The 19,759-nt window shown below is 55.4% G+C and carries 13 protein-coding genes and 1 tRNA gene; 5 read left to right on the forward strand and 9 right to left on the reverse strand.

The window, feature by feature from the left end:
- Positions 1-70: 70 nt before the first annotated feature.
- Positions 71-1,294 carry a cytochrome b N-terminal domain-containing protein gene (locus FYB92_RS02010; protein ID WP_062809718.1) on the forward strand — a complete coding sequence of 408 codons (1,224 nt, stop codon included), beginning with the start codon at positions 71-73 and terminating at the stop codon, positions 1,292-1,294.
- 441 nt (positions 1,295-1,735) lie between these two features.
- Positions 1,736-2,380, forward strand: a complete 645-nt coding sequence (gene petA / locus FYB92_RS02015) for a ubiquinol-cytochrome c reductase iron-sulfur subunit (protein ID WP_062810075.1) — start codon at positions 1,736-1,738, stop codon at positions 2,378-2,380.
- Between the two features lie 9 nt (positions 2,381-2,389).
- Here the strand turns inward: petA and rfbA are convergent, their stop codons facing one another.
- The 6 genes from rfbA to FYB92_RS02045 form a co-directional block, all read right to left on the reverse strand.
- On the reverse strand, positions 2,390-3,298 hold the full coding sequence (rfbA, locus tag FYB92_RS02020) for a glucose-1-phosphate thymidylyltransferase RfbA (protein WP_332828087.1): 909 nt from the start codon (positions 3,296-3,298) through the stop codon (positions 2,390-2,392).
- Positions 3,295-4,365, reverse strand: coding sequence for a dTDP-glucose 4,6-dehydratase (gene rfbB / locus FYB92_RS02025; RefSeq protein WP_332828088.1), 1,071 nt, complete (start codon positions 4,363-4,365; stop codon positions 3,295-3,297). The genes rfbA and rfbB overlap by 4 nt, the downstream gene beginning before the upstream one ends.
- Before the next feature lie 456 nt (positions 4,366-4,821).
- Positions 4,822-5,958: an AGE family epimerase/isomerase gene (locus FYB92_RS02030; RefSeq protein ID WP_332828089.1), complete on the reverse strand. Its 1,137-nt coding sequence runs from the start codon at positions 5,956-5,958 to the stop codon at positions 4,822-4,824.
- 57 nt (positions 5,959-6,015) lie between these two features.
- Complete coding sequence (rfaE2, locus tag FYB92_RS02035) at positions 6,016-7,482, reverse strand: D-glycero-beta-D-manno-heptose 1-phosphate adenylyltransferase (RefSeq protein ID WP_332828090.1); 1,467 nt, start codon at positions 7,480-7,482, stop codon at positions 6,016-6,018.
- A 493-nt stretch (positions 7,483-7,975) separates the two neighbouring features.
- Positions 7,976-8,052 (reverse strand) — tRNA-Arg (locus FYB92_RS02040).
- A gap of 58 nt (positions 8,053-8,110) precedes the next feature.
- On the reverse strand, positions 8,111-11,410 hold the full coding sequence (locus FYB92_RS02045; RefSeq protein WP_332828091.1) for an efflux RND transporter permease subunit: 3,300 nt from the start codon (positions 11,408-11,410) through the stop codon (positions 8,111-8,113).
- A 176-nt stretch (positions 11,411-11,586) separates the two neighbouring features.
- Between FYB92_RS02045 and gmk the strand changes: the two genes are divergently transcribed.
- Entirely contained in the window at positions 11,587-12,246 is a 660-nt protein-coding gene (gene gmk / locus FYB92_RS02050) for a guanylate kinase (RefSeq protein WP_003616672.1), read from the forward strand.
- A 51-nt stretch (positions 12,247-12,297) separates the two neighbouring features.
- Complete coding sequence (locus FYB92_RS02055) at positions 12,298-13,821, forward strand: replicative DNA helicase (protein WP_110550141.1); 1,524 nt, start codon at positions 12,298-12,300, stop codon at positions 13,819-13,821.
- A 333-nt stretch (positions 13,822-14,154) separates the two neighbouring features.
- Here FYB92_RS02055 and FYB92_RS02060 read toward each other — a convergent pair whose 3' ends face one another.
- Positions 14,155-14,400: a hypothetical protein gene (locus FYB92_RS02060; RefSeq protein WP_332828092.1), complete on the reverse strand. Its 246-nt coding sequence runs from the start codon at positions 14,398-14,400 to the stop codon at positions 14,155-14,157.
- A gap of 36 nt (positions 14,401-14,436) precedes the next feature.
- Between FYB92_RS02060 and FYB92_RS02065 the strand changes: the two genes are divergently transcribed.
- A protein-coding gene (locus tag FYB92_RS02065) for an IS3 family transposase (protein WP_237915129.1) occupies positions 14,437-15,587 on the forward strand; the annotation gives its coding sequence in 2 pieces (ribosomal slippage) (positions 14,437-14,695 and positions 14,695-15,587; 1,152 coding nt in all).
- A gap of 713 nt (positions 15,588-16,300) precedes the next feature.
- Here FYB92_RS02065 and FYB92_RS02070 read toward each other — a convergent pair.
- Both FYB92_RS02070 and FYB92_RS02075 read right to left on the reverse strand, forming a co-directional pair.
- The gene (locus tag FYB92_RS02070; RefSeq protein WP_332828093.1) at positions 16,301-18,559 is read right to left on the reverse strand and encodes a glycosyltransferase; all 2,259 of its coding nucleotides are present in this window, start codon (positions 18,557-18,559) and stop codon (positions 16,301-16,303) included.
- A 7-nt stretch (positions 18,560-18,566) separates the two neighbouring features.
- On the reverse strand, positions 18,567-19,754 hold the full coding sequence (locus tag FYB92_RS02075; protein WP_332828094.1) for a hypothetical protein: 1,188 nt from the start codon (positions 19,752-19,754) through the stop codon (positions 18,567-18,569).
- Positions 19,755-19,759 lie beyond the last annotated feature (5 nt).

Consider the following 19,759-nt stretch of genomic DNA (forward strand, 5'->3'; position numbering starts at 1 on the left):
TAAAGGTGCCTGAAAGCGGGTAGAAGACTGACCGCAGCACCATTTGCACAATGGGAAGGGAGAGCAGGGGATGGGCGGTCCAGAGACCATGCAGGAGGCGGACCAGCAGTCCGTAGCAGGGACGGGCGTCATTGCGTGGATCGACCGTCGCCTGCATGTGGTCCGATGGTTCCGGGCCGAATATGTGGATTATCGCATGCCGCGCAACCTGAACGGGTTGTGGAATTTCGGTGCGATCCTGTGTGTTGTTCTCGTCCTGATGCTGGCGACGGGCATCTTCCTTGCCATGAATTATACCCCTGCCGCTGCTGGGGCCTTTGCGTCGATCGAGGTGATCGAACGTCAGGTGCCCGCCGGCTGGCTGTTGCGGGCGCTGCATATGACGGGGGCCAGCCTGTTCATGGGGGCGCTGTATATACACCTGTATCGGGGATTATATTACGGGTCATACAAGGCCCCGCGCGAGATCCTGTGGCTGACGGGCCTTGTGCTGCTGGTCATGACGATGGTGACGGCCTTTGCCGGGTATGTCCTGCCATGGGGGCAGATGTCGTACTGGGGCGCGGACGTGGTGGGCAAGGCAGTCGGGGCCATTCCGGGTATTGGTCCCGGACTGGAACATGTGATGGAAGGCAGCGATGCGTTGGGGGATGTGTTTATCCACCGATTCTTTGTGCTGCATTTCGTGATGGCGTTTGCGATCGTGGCGATCGTGGGGCTGCATGTGGCGGCGTTGCATATTTCGGGTTCGAATAATCCACAGGGGGTGGAGCCATCTCAACCTTCCGACACGGTGCCCTTTCACCCGTATTACAGCAGCAAGGACATGGTGGGCCTTATGCTGTTTGGCATCGTGTTTGCCGCGCTGGCTTTCCTGTGGCCGGACCTTCTGTCGGAACCGGCCAATTATCGCCCGGCCAATCCATTGCATACACCCACGGATATCGAGCCGGAGTGGTACTTCCTTCCCTTCTATGGAATCCTGCAATCCGTGCCGTCGAAGTTCGGGGGACTGCTTGCCTCTGCCGGGGCGGTGCTGGTCCTGTTCGCTGTGCCGTGGCTGGACCCTTCACCCGTGCGTTCTGCCCGGTTTCGCCCGGTGTGCCGCATCGGCCTGTTTGGGTTGGTGGTGGCGTTCGTGGTGCTGGGGCTGGTCGGACGGCATCATGCGGCGGGTGCGTGGATGATCGCGGGACGATGCGCCACGTTGTATTATTTTGGCTATTTCCTTGTGCTGCTGCCATTCGCGCCACGTTTCGAGAAGACGCGGCCGCTGCCGTCCTTCCTTTCCTGAGGCGGCAGGAATTATGTTTCCTGTGATCTATTAAAGACTGTTTGAAAAGTCATCCTCGATAACATACTGAAATTATAAAGGTTTTTGGTGAAGCTTTTTCTGAAAAGCTTCAGAAGACGCCGCTTTTTTGAAAAAAGGCGGCACCCAAAAACTTTTCTTATTTTTTATCAATGAGTTGTTTTCAAACAATCTTTTAGAACTGGCGGGGTAAAGGGCGGAGCCTTTGCCTTGTTTCCATCTTCTGCCAGGCGTGTGATATCCGGGCGCTGCCCGGACCCGGCAGGGATTGCGATCCCTGCACCCTGATCTGTTAAAAGTTATGGTTTCCAAAGGTCTGTGATCTTTGGCGGGTCAAGGGCAGAGCCCTTGCCTTTCCCCTGTCGCCCACCGGTAATGCGATATGCCCTTTCCGTCGCCGCCATCTGCGGATATGAAATCCTCATGACAGACAATACCGACGACAGCGCAACGCCTGCGTCAGGCGGTGGGCGACGTGACTTTCTGGGCATGGTGACAGCCGCGACCGCCATCACCGGTGCGGGTGCGTGCCTGTGGCCGTTCCTGCAAAGTCTGGCGCCGCGTGACAGTGCGGCGGCGCATATGCCGGTCAATGTCGATATCTCGCACCTGCAGGCGGGGCAGCAGATCGTCGTGACATGGCAGGGGCGACCCGTCTTCATTACCCATCGTACACCCCAGGCACTTGCGCGGATGCAGCAGCCCGACATGGCGCGGCGCCTGCGCGATGAACATTCCACCGACCGGCAGCAGCCCGCCTATGCCACCAACTGGCATCGTTCCCTTGTGCCTGAATATGGGGTTGTAGTGGGGATCTGTACGCATCTGGGCTGCATCCCGGCCTATCGTCCCCTGCCGGAGGGAACGGGGGGGGATGACTGGCCCGGTGGTTATGCCTGTCCCTGCCATGGGTCGATGTTCGATCTTGCAGGGCGTGTATTCAAGGGCGCGCCCGCACCTTACAACCTGCCTGTCCCGCCTTATTCCATGCCGACGCCCACAACCATTCGGATCGGGGCGAATCCTGATGGGCAGGAGTTTGATTTTACGACGATATTGCAGATATAGGACGTGGTTTCAGGGCGCGATGCAAAGTCCCTGCTGTCCATCGGCAATAGCATGCAAAGTGCGCCCCAGTTCGGTCTTGATCATACGCCCCGCCCAGTGGCGGAGTTGCTGTGCATTGATGTATCCCATCCTGAATGCGACTTCCGCAGGGGAGCCGACCAGCATTCCCTGACGTGACTGTATCGTCTGTACGAAGGTGCCGGCCTGCATCAGGCTGTCGGGCATGCCGGCATCCAGCCAGGCACAGCCGCGACCCAGCGGCTCCACCCGCAGCGAATGTTCCTGCAGATAGATTTTGTTCAGGTCAGTGATTTCCAGTTCCCCGCGTGGCGATGGCCGGAGGCGGCGGGCAAATTCACTGACCCGTGCATCATAGAAGTAAAGCCCCGTCACGGCCCAGTTGGAATGGGGGATGGGGGGTTTTTCAACGATATCAACGGCTGTTCCATCCGGGGCAAAGGATACAACGCCATAGCGTTCAGGATCACGTACCTGATAGGCAAAGACCGTGGCCCCATGTTCCTGTTGGGCGGATTTTTGCAGGATCTGCGACAGGTGATCGGCAAAGATCAGGTTATCGCCAAGGATCAGGGCACATGGCGCATTGTTGATCCAGTCTTCGACAATCACGAAGGCCTGGGCAATCCCATCGGGGGAGGGCTGCTCGCGATAGGAAAAGGAGACGCCATATTGTGATCCATCCCCCAGCAGGCGTTGGAACTGTGGCAGGTCCAGCGGCGTGGAAATGACCATGATGTCACGGATACCCGCAAGCATCAGGGTCGAAAGCGGGTAGTAGATCATGGGTTTGTCATAAACCGGCAGCATCTGTTTGCTTGATGCCAGTGTCATGGGATGCAACCGGGTGCCCGACCCACCGGCCAGCAGGATGCCCTTCATTGGCTGGGAAATGGTCATGTCACCTCCATGATGGGCGCGCGGCCCAGACGTTGTCCCGCGTAACGTTGTGCGCGCAGGCCCCGCCACCATGCGGCATTGTCCAGGTACCATTGGATCGTTTTACGCAATCCCTGCTCGAAATTGTGCCGTGCCCGCCATCCCAGCATGTTTTCCGCATGGGATGGGTCGATTGCATAACGGAAATCATGTCCCGGCCGATCCTGTACGTGATGGATCAGGCGTGCATGTGGACCTGTCGGATCGGGATGGAGTTCATCAAGGATGGCGCACAGGGCCTGTACCACCTCCATGTTGGTACGTTCCTGCCGTGCGCCGATGGCATAGGTTTCGCCGGGTCGCCCCTGTTCCACCGCCAGCACCAGGGCCTCGGCATGGTCCTCCACAAACAGCCAGTCGCGGATGTTCTGTCCCGCGCCATAGACCGGCAGGGGTTTGCCCTCCACGGCGTTGATGATCATCAGGGGGATCAGCTTTTCCGGGAAATGCCAGATGCCATAATTATTTGTCGTGTTCGTTACAAATGTCGGCAGGCCATAGGTGTGATGCCATGCCCGTACCATATGGTCCGATGCCGCCTTGCTGGCGGAATAGGGGCTGCGCGGGTCATACGGGGTTGTTTCCGTAAAGGGCGCGTCCTGCGCGCCAAGTGCGCCGAATACTTCGTCGGTGGAGATATGGTGGAAGCGAAAGCGAGCCTGCGCCGCCCGGTCCAGTGCCTGCCAGTAGTGTCGTGCCGCATCCAGCAGGACCGACGTGCCCATCACGTTGGTGCGGACAAAGGTGTCCGGCCCGTCGATGGAGCGGTCTACATGGCTTTCTGCGGCCAGGTGCATGACCGCATCCGGCTGGTAATGTGCAAACAGGCGTGCCATGGCGGCAGGATCGGTAATGTCGTGCCGTTCAAAGCGATAGCGTGGGTTCGTGGCCGAATCCTCCAGTGCTTCACTGCTTGCGGCATAGGTCATGCAGTCCACGTTGATGATTTCATGTGTGGTATGTCGGATGACGTGGCGCACAACCGCCGATCCGATAAAGCCACATCCACCAGTCAGGAGAATTCGCATGTATAATCCTGCATGTATGCATATACTGTTAAAATATTTCTGATAAATATGCTTTCAACTAAGCAGGGAAAGCACAGGGGATATGAATGTTTTTTATCCCGTAATTCATAATATATCGTTACTTTTTAGGGGCCGTTCAAAAACGGCCGATTGATAAAAAGTACGAACATTTAATGCGTTATCTTATGTTTTTGGAAATATGAAGATATTTAAAGACGTTTTGAAAATATTTACCAAAAAACTTTATTATTCCAGAAGGTTACTGCTCCGCCCTGCTCAAACAGCCTGCTTGGCGTGGGCACAGATCGGGTCTTCATGCGACCATAATGAAAATATCTGTCTGGATAAGGAATGGTTGGAAAAACAGGTGCTGCAAGACATGCCGCGATCACACAGGCACCTGTGGCAAGGTGCCTGTGTCGCTGCCCTGCAGACTGCCCCGGCCGGTAGGGTCTGTCAGCGTGATGCAAGGAGCTCCATGGCGCCCCCATAGATGTGATACAGCGAACTGGCAGGCATATGGTCGGTCAGGGCCACGCCATGTACGTCAAGGCGGTCAATCCATCCCCCCCGCAGGCGCGACGGGGCATAATGTTCGAAGAAAAATGCGCTCTGCCGTTCAATGAAACCAGCGGCCTGCGTGTCCCCCCCCCGTGCGCGCAAGGCCAGGATGCGCAGGAATTCGGTCTGTGGCCAGATGCGGGTGGAGGTTTCAAGTTGCGTACCATTTTCGGTTATCGCGTCACAAACCACCAGGGTGCGGGTATTTACCCCATATGCCATGGCGGTTTCCGCCAGCCTGTCTTTCGCATCCAGCACCCGGTCAATATTGGGGTCATCGGGGGCAAGGCGGGCGAATTCGCAAAAGAGCCATGACCATTCCAGCAGGTGTCCCGGCTCAACCCGGTTATGTCCCGTCGCCTGCAGGGGGGCCCATGTGCTATCAAGGAATTCGAGCAGCATGCCGGTGCCGGGCAGGATGAAATGATCCAGCGCCAGAGAGGCGACGCGTCGTGCGTGGTCCAGATAGAAACTGTCGCCCGAGACATCAAAAAGCGCCAGATAGGCTTCCAGCAGGTGCATATGCGGGTTCTGCCGGTGGATACTGTCGGCAGGGGGGAGGGTATCGCGATACCCGCCATGTTCCATCAGGAAAATCCGGTCGATTTCCAACGAAGTTTCCCGTGCGACGGCAAGGTACTGACGATCCTGCGATACGTGATAGGCCCAGCCATGGGCCAGCAGGATAAAGGCATGGGCATACAGGTCGCGCCGCCTGTCCGCCGGACGCCCATCCGGCCCGAGGGAGAATATCCACCCCGGCGCATCATCACTGCGCCAGTAACGGCGCTTCACTTCATGCAGGCAGCGCAGGGATCGGGCCGCCGTGTTGCCAAAACCATCAAGTTCCGCGCGGCAGTAGGTGGATACCTGACGTGCCTGTACCATCAGGCGCAATTCCGGCAGGGCAATGGGCTGATGGTCAAAGGTCAGGCGTTCATGGAACAGGGACCGATCAGTATCGAACCCGTTTTCCGCCCATAGGGGAAGTGCGCTTTCCGATAGCCAGCGGCGCCACGTATCGTGTGACAATTCAATACCCTTTATCTTATTTATTATTGGGCAGTTTACACAAATGCAGGGCCACGCTCATGTCGCGGTGGCGCTTTGGGGCGTGGTGGCCTCGTCTCCCTGCGCCTTTTTGACAAGCGATGAGGTCGAGCGCCCCTGTACGATGTTCACCAGTGCCACACGGCCGCCATGCTGTTTGACGAAATCACCGCCGATCACCTGATCTTCGGTATAATCCGCACCCTTGACCAGTACGTCGGGGCGCAACTCCTGGATAAGGTCAAGGGGAGTGTCCTCATCAAACAGGATCACCAGATCCACATCACGCAGGGCGCCCATGACCGTTGCGCGTGCGATTTCGTCCTGGATCGGGCGACTTTTTCCCTTAAGGCGTCTTATGGACCTGTCGGTGTTCAGTGCGACAATCAGCTTGTCACCTTCCTTTGCCGCCGCACGGATCAATTCGATATGGCCGGGGTGGATCAGGTCAAAACAGCCATTGGTAAAGACCACCTGCGCCCCATGGCGGCGCCAGTTGGTGACGATGTGACGGGCCTGTTCGACGGGTACCAAAGCGCCCGCATCATTCATTTCACTATGCAGTTCGGCGCTCAGTTCCGCGCGTGAGACTGTGGCCGTGCCCAGCTTGCTGACGGAAACCGCCGCCGCCGCCGCCGCGATCACGACCGCCGTTTCCATGGATTGCCCCGCGGACAGGGTGCTGGCGATGGTTGCAACGACGGTATCTCCTGCGCCGGAGACATCGCTGACCTCTGAACGGCGACCGGTCACATGCAGGCATTCGCGATCCCGCCGCCACAGGGTCATGCCCTCTTCGGACCGGGTAAGCAGGACATCCCCGCCGAACTGTCGTGATGCGGCCTGTGCGGCCTTTTCTATCTGCTGTTCCGTCACCAGCGGCAGGCCGGTGGCGCGCGTCAGTTCCGACCGGTTGGGCGTGATCAGGTCTGCACCGCGATAGGCCGCGAAGGTGGGGCGCTTGGGGTCCACGATGACGGGAATACCCCTTTTGCGGCCTGCCCGGATCACGGCATCCAGGACTTCATCCGACAGCACGCCCTTGGCGTAATCGGAACAGACCAGCGCGTCGGCTTCCGTCAGCGCATCAAGCGTGGCGGCAATCAGATGTTGGGGGGTCGTGGGGGACAGGGTGCCGACATGTTCTTCATCAATGCGGACGATCTGCTGGCGGCCGCTGATGATGCGTGTCTTGGTAATGGTCGTCCATGCGGGGTCTGTGACGAAATGGCGCAGGTTCACGCCGGGCCAGGGCGCCATGATGTCGCGCAGTGTATCGGCCGTACGATCCTGTCCCACCACGCCGATCAGGTCCACCGTACAGCCCAGCGCGGCCGCATTGGCGGCAACATTGGCCGCGCCGCCGGGAACCGCGACCTGATGGGAATGAAGGAGGACCGGCACGGGGGCTTCGGGCGAAATACGGTTGACCGTGCCGAAGACATATTTGTCCACCAGCAGGTCCCCGATGATGCACAGGCGGCCAAATTTAAAATTCTCAATCATTCCACGTCGCATGTCCATGGATTGGGGAAAGGAAGCAGGTCGTTGTAGCATGGGAGCACCGCAGTGGGTTCCCTGTATGTATGACCGCTTATATGGCGTTGCTGGCTATGCGGTATGGGGGGCGCAGTGTTTGTGATGTCATGCATGAATCACAGGCCCCCAACGTGACGGGGCTTTCCCCCGTACATATTGATGATGCCGTTACGATTCAGGGAAACGGCAGAGCTCATTATTCCTTCAAACCCGCCTGTGGAGATATGCTGCTGTAGCATAGGCCAAAATCACGGGGAAACAATAAGGGCGGCAACGGGCACCATCATGACGAAACGCATCGCGCGGGCATCTGGCGGCGTGTGTCATGTTCGGGCCGACTGGCGCAGGGCGCTGCGTAACCGGTGACGCCCGGTGTCATCGCAGCCTTGGTGCGGCAATCGAACGGTCGGCATCACATCCATGCCATGGGCATATGAAGCAAGCTGCATTTTAAGGAAAGTGGCGCACCCGAAAGGACTCGAACCTCTAACCCCCAGATTCGTAGTCTGGTGCTCTATCCAGTTGAGCTACGGGTGCGCTGTGAGGCGGCTTTTAACCTGACCTCCTGGGGGCCGCAAGCCCCTTTTTTCATTTTTTACGCCTTGATCGCATTATTTTTTCTGCGCAGCCGCAGGACCATACGTTTGCTCCAGGCCCGCAGCCGGTCGAGATAGATATAGATAACCGGCGTGGTGTAGAGCGTCAGCAACTGGCTCATCGCCAGCCCCCCCACCACGGCAATCCCCAATGGGCGGCGCAGTTCGATGCCGTAGCCGTCGCTGATGATCAGCGGGACAGCCCCGAAGGCCGCTGCCAGCGTTGTCATGACGATGGGGCGGAAGCGTTTGACGCAGGCTTCACGGATGGCTGCCTCCGGCCGCATGCCGCCATCGCGTTCGGCATGCAGGGCGAAATCCACCATCAGGATGGCGTTCTTCTTCACGATCCCCACCAGCAGGATCATGCCAATCATTGCGATCAGGGAGAATTCCTGTCCCGTCAGCCACAGCGCCAGCACCGCCCCCACGGCTGCGGAGGGCAGGGTGGAGAGGATCGTCAGAGGGTGGATGTAGCTTTCATACAGGATGCCAAGCGTGACATACATGGTCATCAGCGCCGCGATGAACACCAGAATTTCATTGACGATGGCCTTCTGGAACTCTGCCGCCTGTCCTGAAAATCCACCCTGGATGGAGGACGGGACACGCAGCTTGACCATGGTCGTGCGGATTTCGTCCGTGGCGTCACTAAGTGCCTTTCCGGGGGCGAGGTTGAAGGAAATCGCGGCGGAGACGAATCCGTCACGGTGCGACACCGTGATCGCGGTGGGATGGCGTTCCAGTCTGGCGACCACCGACAGGGGCACCATCGTTTCGCTGCTTGATGACACGGCGGAACCGTTCGACGCCCCATTCCCCCCCGCAAGCCTGTTGGCGACAGAGTTGCGGAAGGACTGCTGGCTCAACTGCGTTTCCTTGCTGGCGGTGCCGCTTGGGTCCGTGACGCGCACTGTGTTCGACACTGTCCCGCCACCTGCCGAACCGCCCGCCGTGGACAGGCGAAAGGCGGACAGGATGTCCGGCGTCGTGCGGAACCGGTCTTCCACCTGCATGACGACATGGTAGGTCGTAAGCGAAGTCGAGATGTTGGAGGCCGAGCGCTGCCCGAATGCATCATAGAGCGTGTTGCTGACCAGTTGGGGCGTAATCAGGTAACGGGCGGCCGCGTCGCGTACGATGTTGGCATGCACGGCGGCACCATTGTTCATGACATCGGTCGTGACATCCTTCAGCACCGGATCATCATGCAGCGCCGCCGTCAGGCGCGGCACCCATGTATAGATGTCATCGGCATTGTCGCTGGTCAGGATATAGCGATAGGCCCCTTCCTTCTGCCGCCCGCCACCGCCACTGATGTCGCCTGCGGAAAACATCGACAGGTCCAGTCCCGTCACATCATGCAGGCGGTCATGGATACGGGCGATCATGGCATCGGGGCCGTCACGACGTTGCGTCCGGTCAATCATCTGTGCGAAGGCCTGCCCCTCGATGGTTGAATCCCCGGAAAATGCAAGGACGTCCTGCGTATCCTTGTCTGCCATCATGGCCTGGCTGATCTGGCGGATCTTGCTGGTCATGACGGGAAAGGACGTGGTCTGGTCAGCGCGGAAGAAGCTCATGACCAGGGCGACATCTTCCTTGGGCAGAATTCCCTTGGGCATGATGACCAGAACGCCGATCATCAGGAGGAAACTGGCCGGAAGCGTCAGGGCCGTGATCACATGATGGCGCAATGCCCATTCAAGCGAGCGCCCATAGATCCGCAGCACCATGGCGAACAGGGTTTCGAACCCGTCTGAACAGGCCCGCATGGCGCGCTGCCATAATGGTGCGGTCTCAGGCAAGGGGGCGTCGTGGTTCACCTCCAGCATCAGGCTGCACATCATCGGCGTCAGACTGAGTGACAGGAATAGCGAGACGATGACCGTGATTGCCAGGGTCATGGAAAATTCGAAAAATATCTTCCCCGCCGTGCCCCCCATCAGCAGCAGCGGCAGGAACACCGCGACCAGCGAGATGGTGATCGACAGAACCGTAAAGGAGATCTCGCGCGAGCCCAGCAAGGTGGCTTCCATACGGCCCATGCCTGCTTCCATGTGGCGTGCGATGTTTTCCAGCACGACAATCGCATCATCCACCACAAACCCGGTGGCGATCGTCAGCGCCATCAGCGACAGGATATCGAGCGAAAAGCCGAACAGATACATCACCGCCAGCGTCCCCGCGAGCGAGATGGGCACCGTGATCGCCGGGATCAGGGTGGAGCGGGGCGTGCGCAGGAAAAACAGCACCACCAGCACCACGAGTGCTACGGAAATCACCAATGTCCATTGTGTATCCGCCAGCGATGCGCGGATCGTCACCGAACGGTCCATCGCGGGTGTCAGCGTGATACCCTGCGGAAGGGCGGCACGCAGGGTGGGAACGCGTTCCTTGATCTGGTCGATCACATGGATGACGTTTGCCCCTGCCTTTGGCCGCACAATGGCCATGACGGCGGGATGGCCGTTGAAAAAGCCTGCCTTGTGGTCATTTTCCACCCCGTCATGCACCTTGGCCACATCCGACAGGCGCACGGGCCGCCCATTGCGATAGCCAATGACAAGGTTGCGGTATTGCGCCGCGTCACGCGCCTGGTCATTGGTGGCCAGCGTGTAACGGATCGGCCCTTCCTGGATGAATCCCTTGGGCGTGTTGGCATTTGCCGAGGCCAGGGCAGAGCGGATATCCTCGAACCCCAGCCCGTACTTGAACAGTGGAAAGGGATTGATGTCCACGCGTACGGCGGGGGCGGAACTGCCGACGATATCGATCCAGCCCACCCCCTGGATCTGTGACAGCAGTGGCTGCAGGCGCGTCTTGGCGATATCATACAGGTGGGAGACCGGTTGCGTATCCGATGTCAGTGCAAGGATGATGATCGGGTTATCCGACGGGTTCGCCTTCCAGTATTCGGGTGGGGTGCGCAAGGTGGCGGGCATGTCGCCGCGTGCGGCCTGAAGTGCGGCCTCCACGTCATTGGCAGCAGAGTCGATGTTCACTGAATCATTGAATGTCAGTAAGATGAAGGCGGAATCCTGGCTGGAATCCGATTCGATCGTACTGATGCCTGCGATCTGCCCCAATCTGCGTTCCAGCGGCGTTGTGACCGAACTTGCCATCTGTTGCGGAGAAGCACCGGGTTGGGTCGCCTCCACATAGATGATGGGCACAGAGATGTTGGGCAGGTCGCCCACCGGCAGGATGCGATAGGCGAACACCCCCGCCAGCAGCAGCGCAAGCGAAACCAGTGTCGTGGCCACCGGGCGCAGGATGAAGATTCGGCACAGGTTCATGCAACGCCCATTATGGAACTGGAATGATCAGGGGGGTGACCGACCGGCGGACAGCCTGTCCCGCGTCGCATGGGGGTGGGTTTCATATTCGCAGAATACTCTTCGCCTGATAAAACATCGAAAACCCGGCGCCCCGCCGGGGCAGACCATGGACCACCAAGCAAGGATTCAAGCCAATGACCACGACGCGCGCGCCTGTGCCTTCATCCTGTCCCCCGGTGTCGCGTCGTGGGGTCTGCCTTGTCATTTCCGCCCCATCGGGGGCGGGGAAATCTACCATCGCCAATGCGTTGCGTGCATCAGAACCCCAATTGCTGCATTCCGTGTCCGTCACCACCCGCCAGCCCCGTCCGGGGGAGACGGATGGCGTCCATTATCACTTTCGCACCATGGAACGTTTCACGCAAATGGCCGAAGCGGGTGAACTTCTGGAATGGGCGACAGTGTTCGGCCGGGGCTATGGCACGCCGCGTGCGCCGGTGGAGCAGGCCCTGGCGGAGGGACGCGACATGGTGTTCGACATCGACTGGCAGGGGCATCGCCAGATCCGCAAGGCGTTGCCCGATGACGTGATCGGCCTGTTCGTGCTGCCACCTTCCATCAAGGAGCTGGAGCGCAGGTTGCATGGCCGCGGTTCTGACGAGAAGGAGGAGATCGAACGTCGCATGCAGGCGGCCCGGGACGAAATTTCGCATTGGAACGAGTTCGACCATGTGATCGTCAATGCCGATCTGGATACCGCTATCGCGCAGGCGCGTGCCATCCTGATGGCGGCCCGGCTGGAACGCCATCGGCAGTTCGGGCTGGCGGACCTTGTTGCGGGTTTCGGGGTCTGAGGTCATTTTGCCCGTCCGTCCCCCTCCTGCTTTGCCGCGATGTCGGATAGAATGGACCCCGTGAATACGATCAATCCCACCCCCGACGAGTCCCCTGCATCAGGTTCCCTGATCGGGATTTCCCAGCGTACGCCTCCTGCCAACCTCCAGGCAGAACAGGCGTTGCTTGGTGCCATCCTGACGAATAACCGCGCTTATGACCGTGTCTCCGACTTCCTGACAGGTGCCCATTTCGCCAATGAGGTGAATGGTGTTGTCTATGACACCATTTCCCGGCGGATTGAGGCCGGGTTACTGGCCGACCCGGTGACGCTGCGCGCGGAGTTCGAGAATTCCGACGCGCTGGGCGCTGTTGGGGGGACAGGCTATCTGCTGAAGTTGGCGGGCGCGATGGTCGGCATCATCAATGCCGCCGATTATGGTCGTGCCATCCATGACGCGTGGGTGCGCCGTCAGTTGATCGATATTGGCGAGGATGTCGTCAATACCGCATTCGGTTCCACTACCGGCATGACCGGTGTGGACCAGATTGCGGCAGGGGAAGAAGCACTGTTCCGCCTGGCCACAGAAAAGGGGCAAGATGGTGGGTTCCTTGCCTTTGACAAGGCTCTGGCCGAAGCACTTGACGTAGCGCAGCAGGCTTTCAGCCGGGCAGGTGATGTCGTGGGTCTGACTACGGGCCTGCGTGACCTCGACAAGAAGACGGGTGGCCTGCATCCGTCGGACCTGCTGATCCTGGCCGGACGTCCCGCCATGGGCAAGACGGCGCTGGCGACCAAGATCGCATTCAGCGCCGCGCGTGCCCTGATGCGCGAGGCGCAGGAAGGTCCGCCGGGTACACAGCCCAAAGGCTCGGTTGCGATTTTCTCGCTTGAAATGTCAGCCGAACAGCTTGCTACCCGTATCCTGTCCGAACAGGCCAGCGTGTCGGGCGAGCGCATCCGCCGCGGCGAGATCGGACAGAAAGAGTTCGATCGTTTCGTGCAGGTCAGCCGCGAATTGTCGCAATTGCCGCTGCATATCGACGATACGCCAGCCATTTCTCTGTCGGCCATGCGTACACGCTGTCGCCGCCTGGCGCGTACCAAGGGGCTGAGCCTGGTGGTGGTTGACTATCTGCAACTGATGCGGCCGTCAGTCGGTACGCGCCCGGAAAGCCGTGTGTTGGAAATCTCCATGATTACGCAGGGGCTCAAGGCGCTGGCAAAGGAACTGTCGGTGCCGGTCATCGCGCTGTCACAGTTGTCGCGTCAGGTCGAAAGCCGTGAGGACAAGCGGCCGATGCTGTCGGACCTGCGTGAATCCGGCTCCATCGAGCAGGACGCCGATGCCGTCATGTTCGTCTATCGCGATCAGTATTACCTGCAGCAGCGTCAGCCCAAGGAGACGTCCTTCGACTCACAGGATAAGTACCAGACTGCGCTTGAGGAATGGCAGCGCAAGATGGACCTTGCCCATAACCGCGCGGAACTGATCCTTGAAAAACAGCGTCATGGCCCGACCGGCACGGTTCATCTGTTCTTCGAAGGTGAGTTCACGCGGTTCGCGGACCTTGATATGGTCCATGACGGTTGATGAGAGATGGATGGAGGCAGGATGACGGTCAGGCTTAATAAGGGTGATCCGCTTCCCATCAGGATTATGAGACAAAACATCATCCCCCGTCATTTCTGGAACAATATTCATTTCCAGATGTGAAATGTTGGAGATGAATATTCCGTCGTAGCGCCTCATGTTTTATGGAAGGTGCGGGATAACACTTTGAGTCTCAGGATATGCTATTTTGTCTTGAGACTTGATGTGGTTGTGAAACTACAGATGTTTCTATCTGACAGGCTACATCAGATATTTTATGAATGTTCATACAGGCATCTGAGTATCCGGATGTCGGAATTCAGGAGGATAATATCATTGAGTGGAATGATAATTCATGGAAAACCACTCTAAAAATCTGTTTTCAAGCTCGGTCTTCTTGAGGCTTTCATATAGTTTCAATTTTTGTTCTTCGATCTGTAGTCTGGAGATATCAAGCGGCATATCAAGTTTGGTAATCACGTCGGTCATAGATTGTCTTTGTGCCTTAACGGCATCCTCATGAAAAATTTCAATATGATTTTCAAAGAGACTTGACGTGCCCCCCGAAAATGTAACCATTTTAAAGTAGAGTCCGATCGAGAAGGATACGGACGAATGAAACGCAGTCGTTTTACGGAAGAGCAGATCATAGGGGTGCTGAAGGAACAGGAGGCTGGGCTCAAGGTCTCTGATCTTTGCCGCAAACACGGGATCAGTGATGCGACGTTTTACAAATGGAAGACCCGCTATGGTGGCCTTGAGGTATCTGAGGCCAAACGACTGAAGGCCTTGGAAGATGAAAACGGTCGTCTGAAGCGTCTCCTGGCGGATGCGATGCTGGATAATGCGGCGTTGAAGGAAATTGTTGGAAAAAAGTGGTGACGCCTGTCGCAAAGCGGCAGGCGGTCCTACACCTTCAAAAGGCTCTGGAGGTGAGTGAGCGTCGCGCCTGTGCCCTTGTTGGTCTTGCCAGGCGTGTTGCGCGGTATGTTTCCACCCGGGCAGATGATGCCACCCTGCGCCAGCGCCTGCGGGATCTGGCGAGCCAGAGACGCCGCTTTGGCTATCGCCGCCTGGGTTATCTTCTGGCACGCGAAGGGTTCAGCCCCAATCACAAGAAGCTGTTCCGTCTTTACCAGGAGGAAGGGCTGAAAGTCCGCCATCGGGGCGGCCGCAAGAGGGCACTGGGGACGCGTTCTCCCATGACCATCCCTCAGGAACCCGGGCAGCGCTGGAGCCTGGATTTTGTCTCGGATGCCCTGATCTGTGGCCGCCGGTTCCGCATTCTGGCTGTTATCGACGATTTCAGTCGCAAGAACCTGGCATTGGTTGCCGACACGTCATTATCAGGTGGACGTGTGGCGCGGGAACTGACGGCCCTGGTGGAACGATATGGCAAACCCCTCATGATTGTCAGCGACAACGGTACGGAGTTCACATCCCATGCCATCCTGAAATGGGCGGATGAGATGAAGGTTGAATGGCACTATATCGCCCCCGGGAAACCGCAACAGAACGGCTTTGTCGAAAGTTTCAACGGCCGGTTGAGGGATGAATGCCTCAACGAGACGCTGTTCACGTCTCTCAGCCATGCCCGACAGGTTCTGGCTGACTGGCGGGAAGACTACAATACGGTGCGTCCCCATTCCCAGCTGGATGGCAGGACACCGGATCAGATCGCCAGACAAGGGTCTCGGGGGCATGCCCCCGAGACCCTTGTCATTCCATCAACCCCAAGCCATAAAAAACGGGAACTCTCCTTTTAAGTGGATACAAAAAAGGGGGCACGTCAGACTGTTTGAAAAGTCAGGATCAATAACATTCTGAAATTATCAAGGTTTTTGGTGAATCTTTTTCTAAGAAGCTTCAGAAGACGCCACCTTTTTGAAAAAAGGCGGCACCCAAAAACTTTTCTTGTTTTTTATCAATGATTTGTTTCCAAACAATATCAAATTTTTGGAAAAAACTTCAGATATTCATCGGATATGGCTATTTGCTTTCAGGGCACGATCAATATCCTCCATGGATACAGTGTCTGCTTTTGAGACTTTCATATCCGCATCGTATGAATGGTAGATATTGCTCTTTCGTACCATGGCAAGACTTATGGCCTGCTTTATCTTGTTTTTTCTGCGGAAGACAATCCAGTATGTATTGTCTCCGAAGAAAATATCCTTAATTTCTTGGTCTTTACGTGCTTCGCGACTGATGATTGATAACTGTGCGCACATAATCTTGCACGACCTATATCCAGATTTGTTTAGATATAGATTTCTTGTTATCGAAAGCATCTCGTCACGTGTAGAGGAGTCTTTGAGAGTGCTTAATAACTTCCGTGATAGATCCCAGAATTCCTCGCCATAAGATTTATGGAATGAGTTAAGAAATAAGTTCCGCAAAGAATGTGCTTCCACTCCGCACTTCCGATGCCATAAACAGAAATTTCTCACTCATTCATTAACACTCCAACGAAATAATATTATGAATGCACGACCTTTGAAGACTCTGTTAGCATTGACTGTTTATCAGGTGAGGATGTTGGGACATAATCGTCCAGAATTTTAATCAGGTCACTTACCATAACCTGATCAGTGAAACGATCCACATAATCTTTACGTGCTTGTGTTCCCATTTTTTTGCAGGCGTCAGGGTTGCGTAGGAGATATTCCAGCGTAGATCGTAAGCCTTCCGAATCTCCTGGCTTTATCAGGAAACCGCTTACACCGTCTGTTATAACTTCAGGTCCGCCACCTGCATCGCAACCGATGACAGGTTTGCCGAACATCATCGCTTCAAGAAAAACTAGACCAAATGATTCATACCGCGAGGGCGCTATGAATACGTCACAATCCCGATAAAACTTTTTCAGCTCATCTTCTTCAACGCGCCCATGGAAAATAACCCTGTCCCTGATATCCACCGGAAGCTCAAGGGCAAGAAATTCCTCTTTATACGTCATCATGTCTGGCCGAAGGATAGTATCGTCACCAACGATATCCAAGATCGCCTTAGGGAAATCATGCAGTATTTCAGGCGCAATTTTCAGGAGAACGTCTATACCTTTTCGGGATTCCAGTCGTCCGACGAAAAGCAGACGGAAAGCTTCATCATTCCGGTCCGAGGGCGGCATGCCTGCAGCCCAGTCTTCCAGTCCATGAGGCGAATAGTAAACCCGGTTTTGGGGTATTTTGATCTTGTATCTTTTCTCAATGTCACGGACGATTGCGTGGCTGTTCGCATGCAGGAGTGGTGTATGAGAAATAATGAATTTTTCCATTTCCATAATGGGATGGCCATAGGCCCGCATCCATTCGGTATCCATGGCCTTTAACGGCTGGCTGTCGAGCCAGAAGTGCATTGTTGTTTGCAAGGCCACAATCAGCGGGAATGTGCCATCAAGGACAAAGGCGATCGGTTCGCAATCCCATAGTGGACAATATACGACGTCTATCTTGCGCTTCTCATTGAGATCACGGATCTCCTGCAGCATGGTTTGGCTATAATCCCAGATATGCTGGGGGATATTGCAATCTTCGAGAGGTGAGACAGGAGGGAGTTCGTGATGGTTGATTGCAACGCGATGGACCCATACGCCGTCTTCATAATCCACGGCTGGTGCAATGCGCATTTTCGTAAATACATGAACATAATGGCCTAACGCCGCCAGTGATCGTGCGAACTGGGCAATATTACGTGCAATACCGCCATTCTGGCCTGGCGGATAATCCTGCGTTACGAAACATATGACACGTCTGGTGCCGACAGGGCAAAGCCGTGGGTACTGTAAAAATTGTGAATGATATTTTTCAAGCGTCGCGTCACGTAGATATTTCGCAGGCTGGGCTCCGCGGGTAAGGCCATCAATGATTGCCTTGTCTGCCTGCTCTAAGAATCTATCGATGTCTTCTTTTGTATAAATTCCTTCACTTTCACCATGCTTTACAGATTGTCCCCTGGAATTTACATCATCAATACCAGCCTGGACGACTTCTGCGACGGTATGGTGGTACAGGCCGTTGCGCATACCAAAATAGATGCGATTTTTAATAAGGGGATACCAATTTTTGATAACCTTTTTTTCATCGCGAAGATGGCTGGGGGCATATTTATGATGCACGAATGCATCGGGTCTTTGTACGATGGCGTAACCTGCATCGTTTATGCGGCAGCACACATCGGTTTCATCGAGAAAATATTCATACTCTTCGTCAAATCCACCAATTTTCAGAAGAGCCTTGCGACTGAAGGAACAGTTTGTGCCCAGCAGGTGGGGCACATCCAGACTGAAAGGAAAATTCAGGTGGGGGGTGGGGACATCCCAATCGCTTGCATATGCCCGGCGGTTCGTCGTTACATAGCGTGCCTGAAATTCAATGCCGGTATGGTCGTAAACGAACCCTCCCACCGCACCAACGCTGTCGTCAGTATAGGATTTGGCCAGATCCGCAAGCCATTCCGGCTCTGGCACGGAATCATCGTCGATAAAGGCGACAACATCGCCATCCGACATGGCGATTCCGATATTGCGCGATATCGACAGATTAAATTCTGTACAATGCTCTATCTTTATTTGTCCTTGCAGGCTTTGCAGATATTCCACGGTTCCGTCCGCCGTGGGGCCTGCAACGACACAAACTTCAAAATGGGGATAAGTCAGGTATTTAAGGCCAGATAATGTGCGCTTGAGATACTCCAAGCGCCCATTGGTGTTGATGACCACTGAAAAGGTAAGGGGCATGGCAGGCTTATGGCTTACGGGCTGTAACCCGGAATTCGAAACACTTTCCGTTTCGTTTCCCTGAATATTCAAGTTTGACATCTGAAAATCCAACATGATTGAGCAGCGCAGCAAAACTATCTACTGTCAGCATATTATAGTGAAAATCATTATCGTATTCCTGACCACCGAACAGGACTTCCCGGAAATCCTCATAGCTCATTGTGCCCGCATTCACGGCCTCAAGCATGGCCCCACCATCTGATGCCACAGTTACCAGCGTCCCACCTGTTTCCAGTAGAGTGAACCAGTGCGGTAAAATGACAGATTCCAAGACATTGGCAGGAAAATGTTCAACAAGATGCACAGAGAGTATTTCTTTTATGCTCCCATTCTCAAATGGTATTGAATGTGCATCGCAAACGATATCAATACCGGGCAGCTCCCGGCCATTAACGTTCAAATATCCTTCAAGAGGAATATGGTCACAACCAACATTGAGCCGTATGCCGTCTGGCTTCATGGCATCAAGTTTTGCCTGATTGATGATTTTAGGAGCAGAAGGTGGCTGATTGGTGGAAGAACAGGCATTGTCAAGTTTCACATGTCCTTCACCAAAATTTTCCATCTGCATGGATTTAAGGAAATGTGAGATGTTTTTTACTTTTTCTTGTAACTCTTGAATTTCGTTCTGAATTTTAGGTACGATACGAGAGTTTTCTTTGGTAAGGTCTTGAAGTTCACAAATTACTTTACCAATAGCACGAAGGCTAGTACTGACTGTTTCTACGTTCTGGTCAAAAAAACCTTGAACCTCAAGTATAGATAGTTTTACGCGACGCTCCACATATGATTTATCTGCCAGATCTGCAATGGAAGCTTGTATCTTGGAGTCAAATTCTGCAATCTGCTGTTTGCTGTCCTGATGTGCCCGTGCAACTGATTTAGTAATAGAGGATTGCAGATCAGCCTGAATTTCAGATTTAAATTCCGCAATCTGGTGCTTGTTATCATGATGTGCCCGTGCAACTGATTCAGTAATGGAAGATTGCAAATAATCCTGTATTTCAGATTTAACTTCTGCAAGTTGCTGTTTGCTCTCTTGGTGAGCTTGTGCAACTGATTCAGCAATTGCGAACTGAACCCTTTTTTCGACCCATTCCCGAATAGGCAAAGGAGGTATAATTCCGGCGGGTTTTTGAAATATTTTCTTCATTATGC

Source organism: Novacetimonas sp. GS1 (assembly GCF_036686925.1).
Taxonomy (GTDB): domain Bacteria; phylum Pseudomonadota; class Alphaproteobacteria; order Acetobacterales; family Acetobacteraceae; genus Novacetimonas; species Novacetimonas hansenii.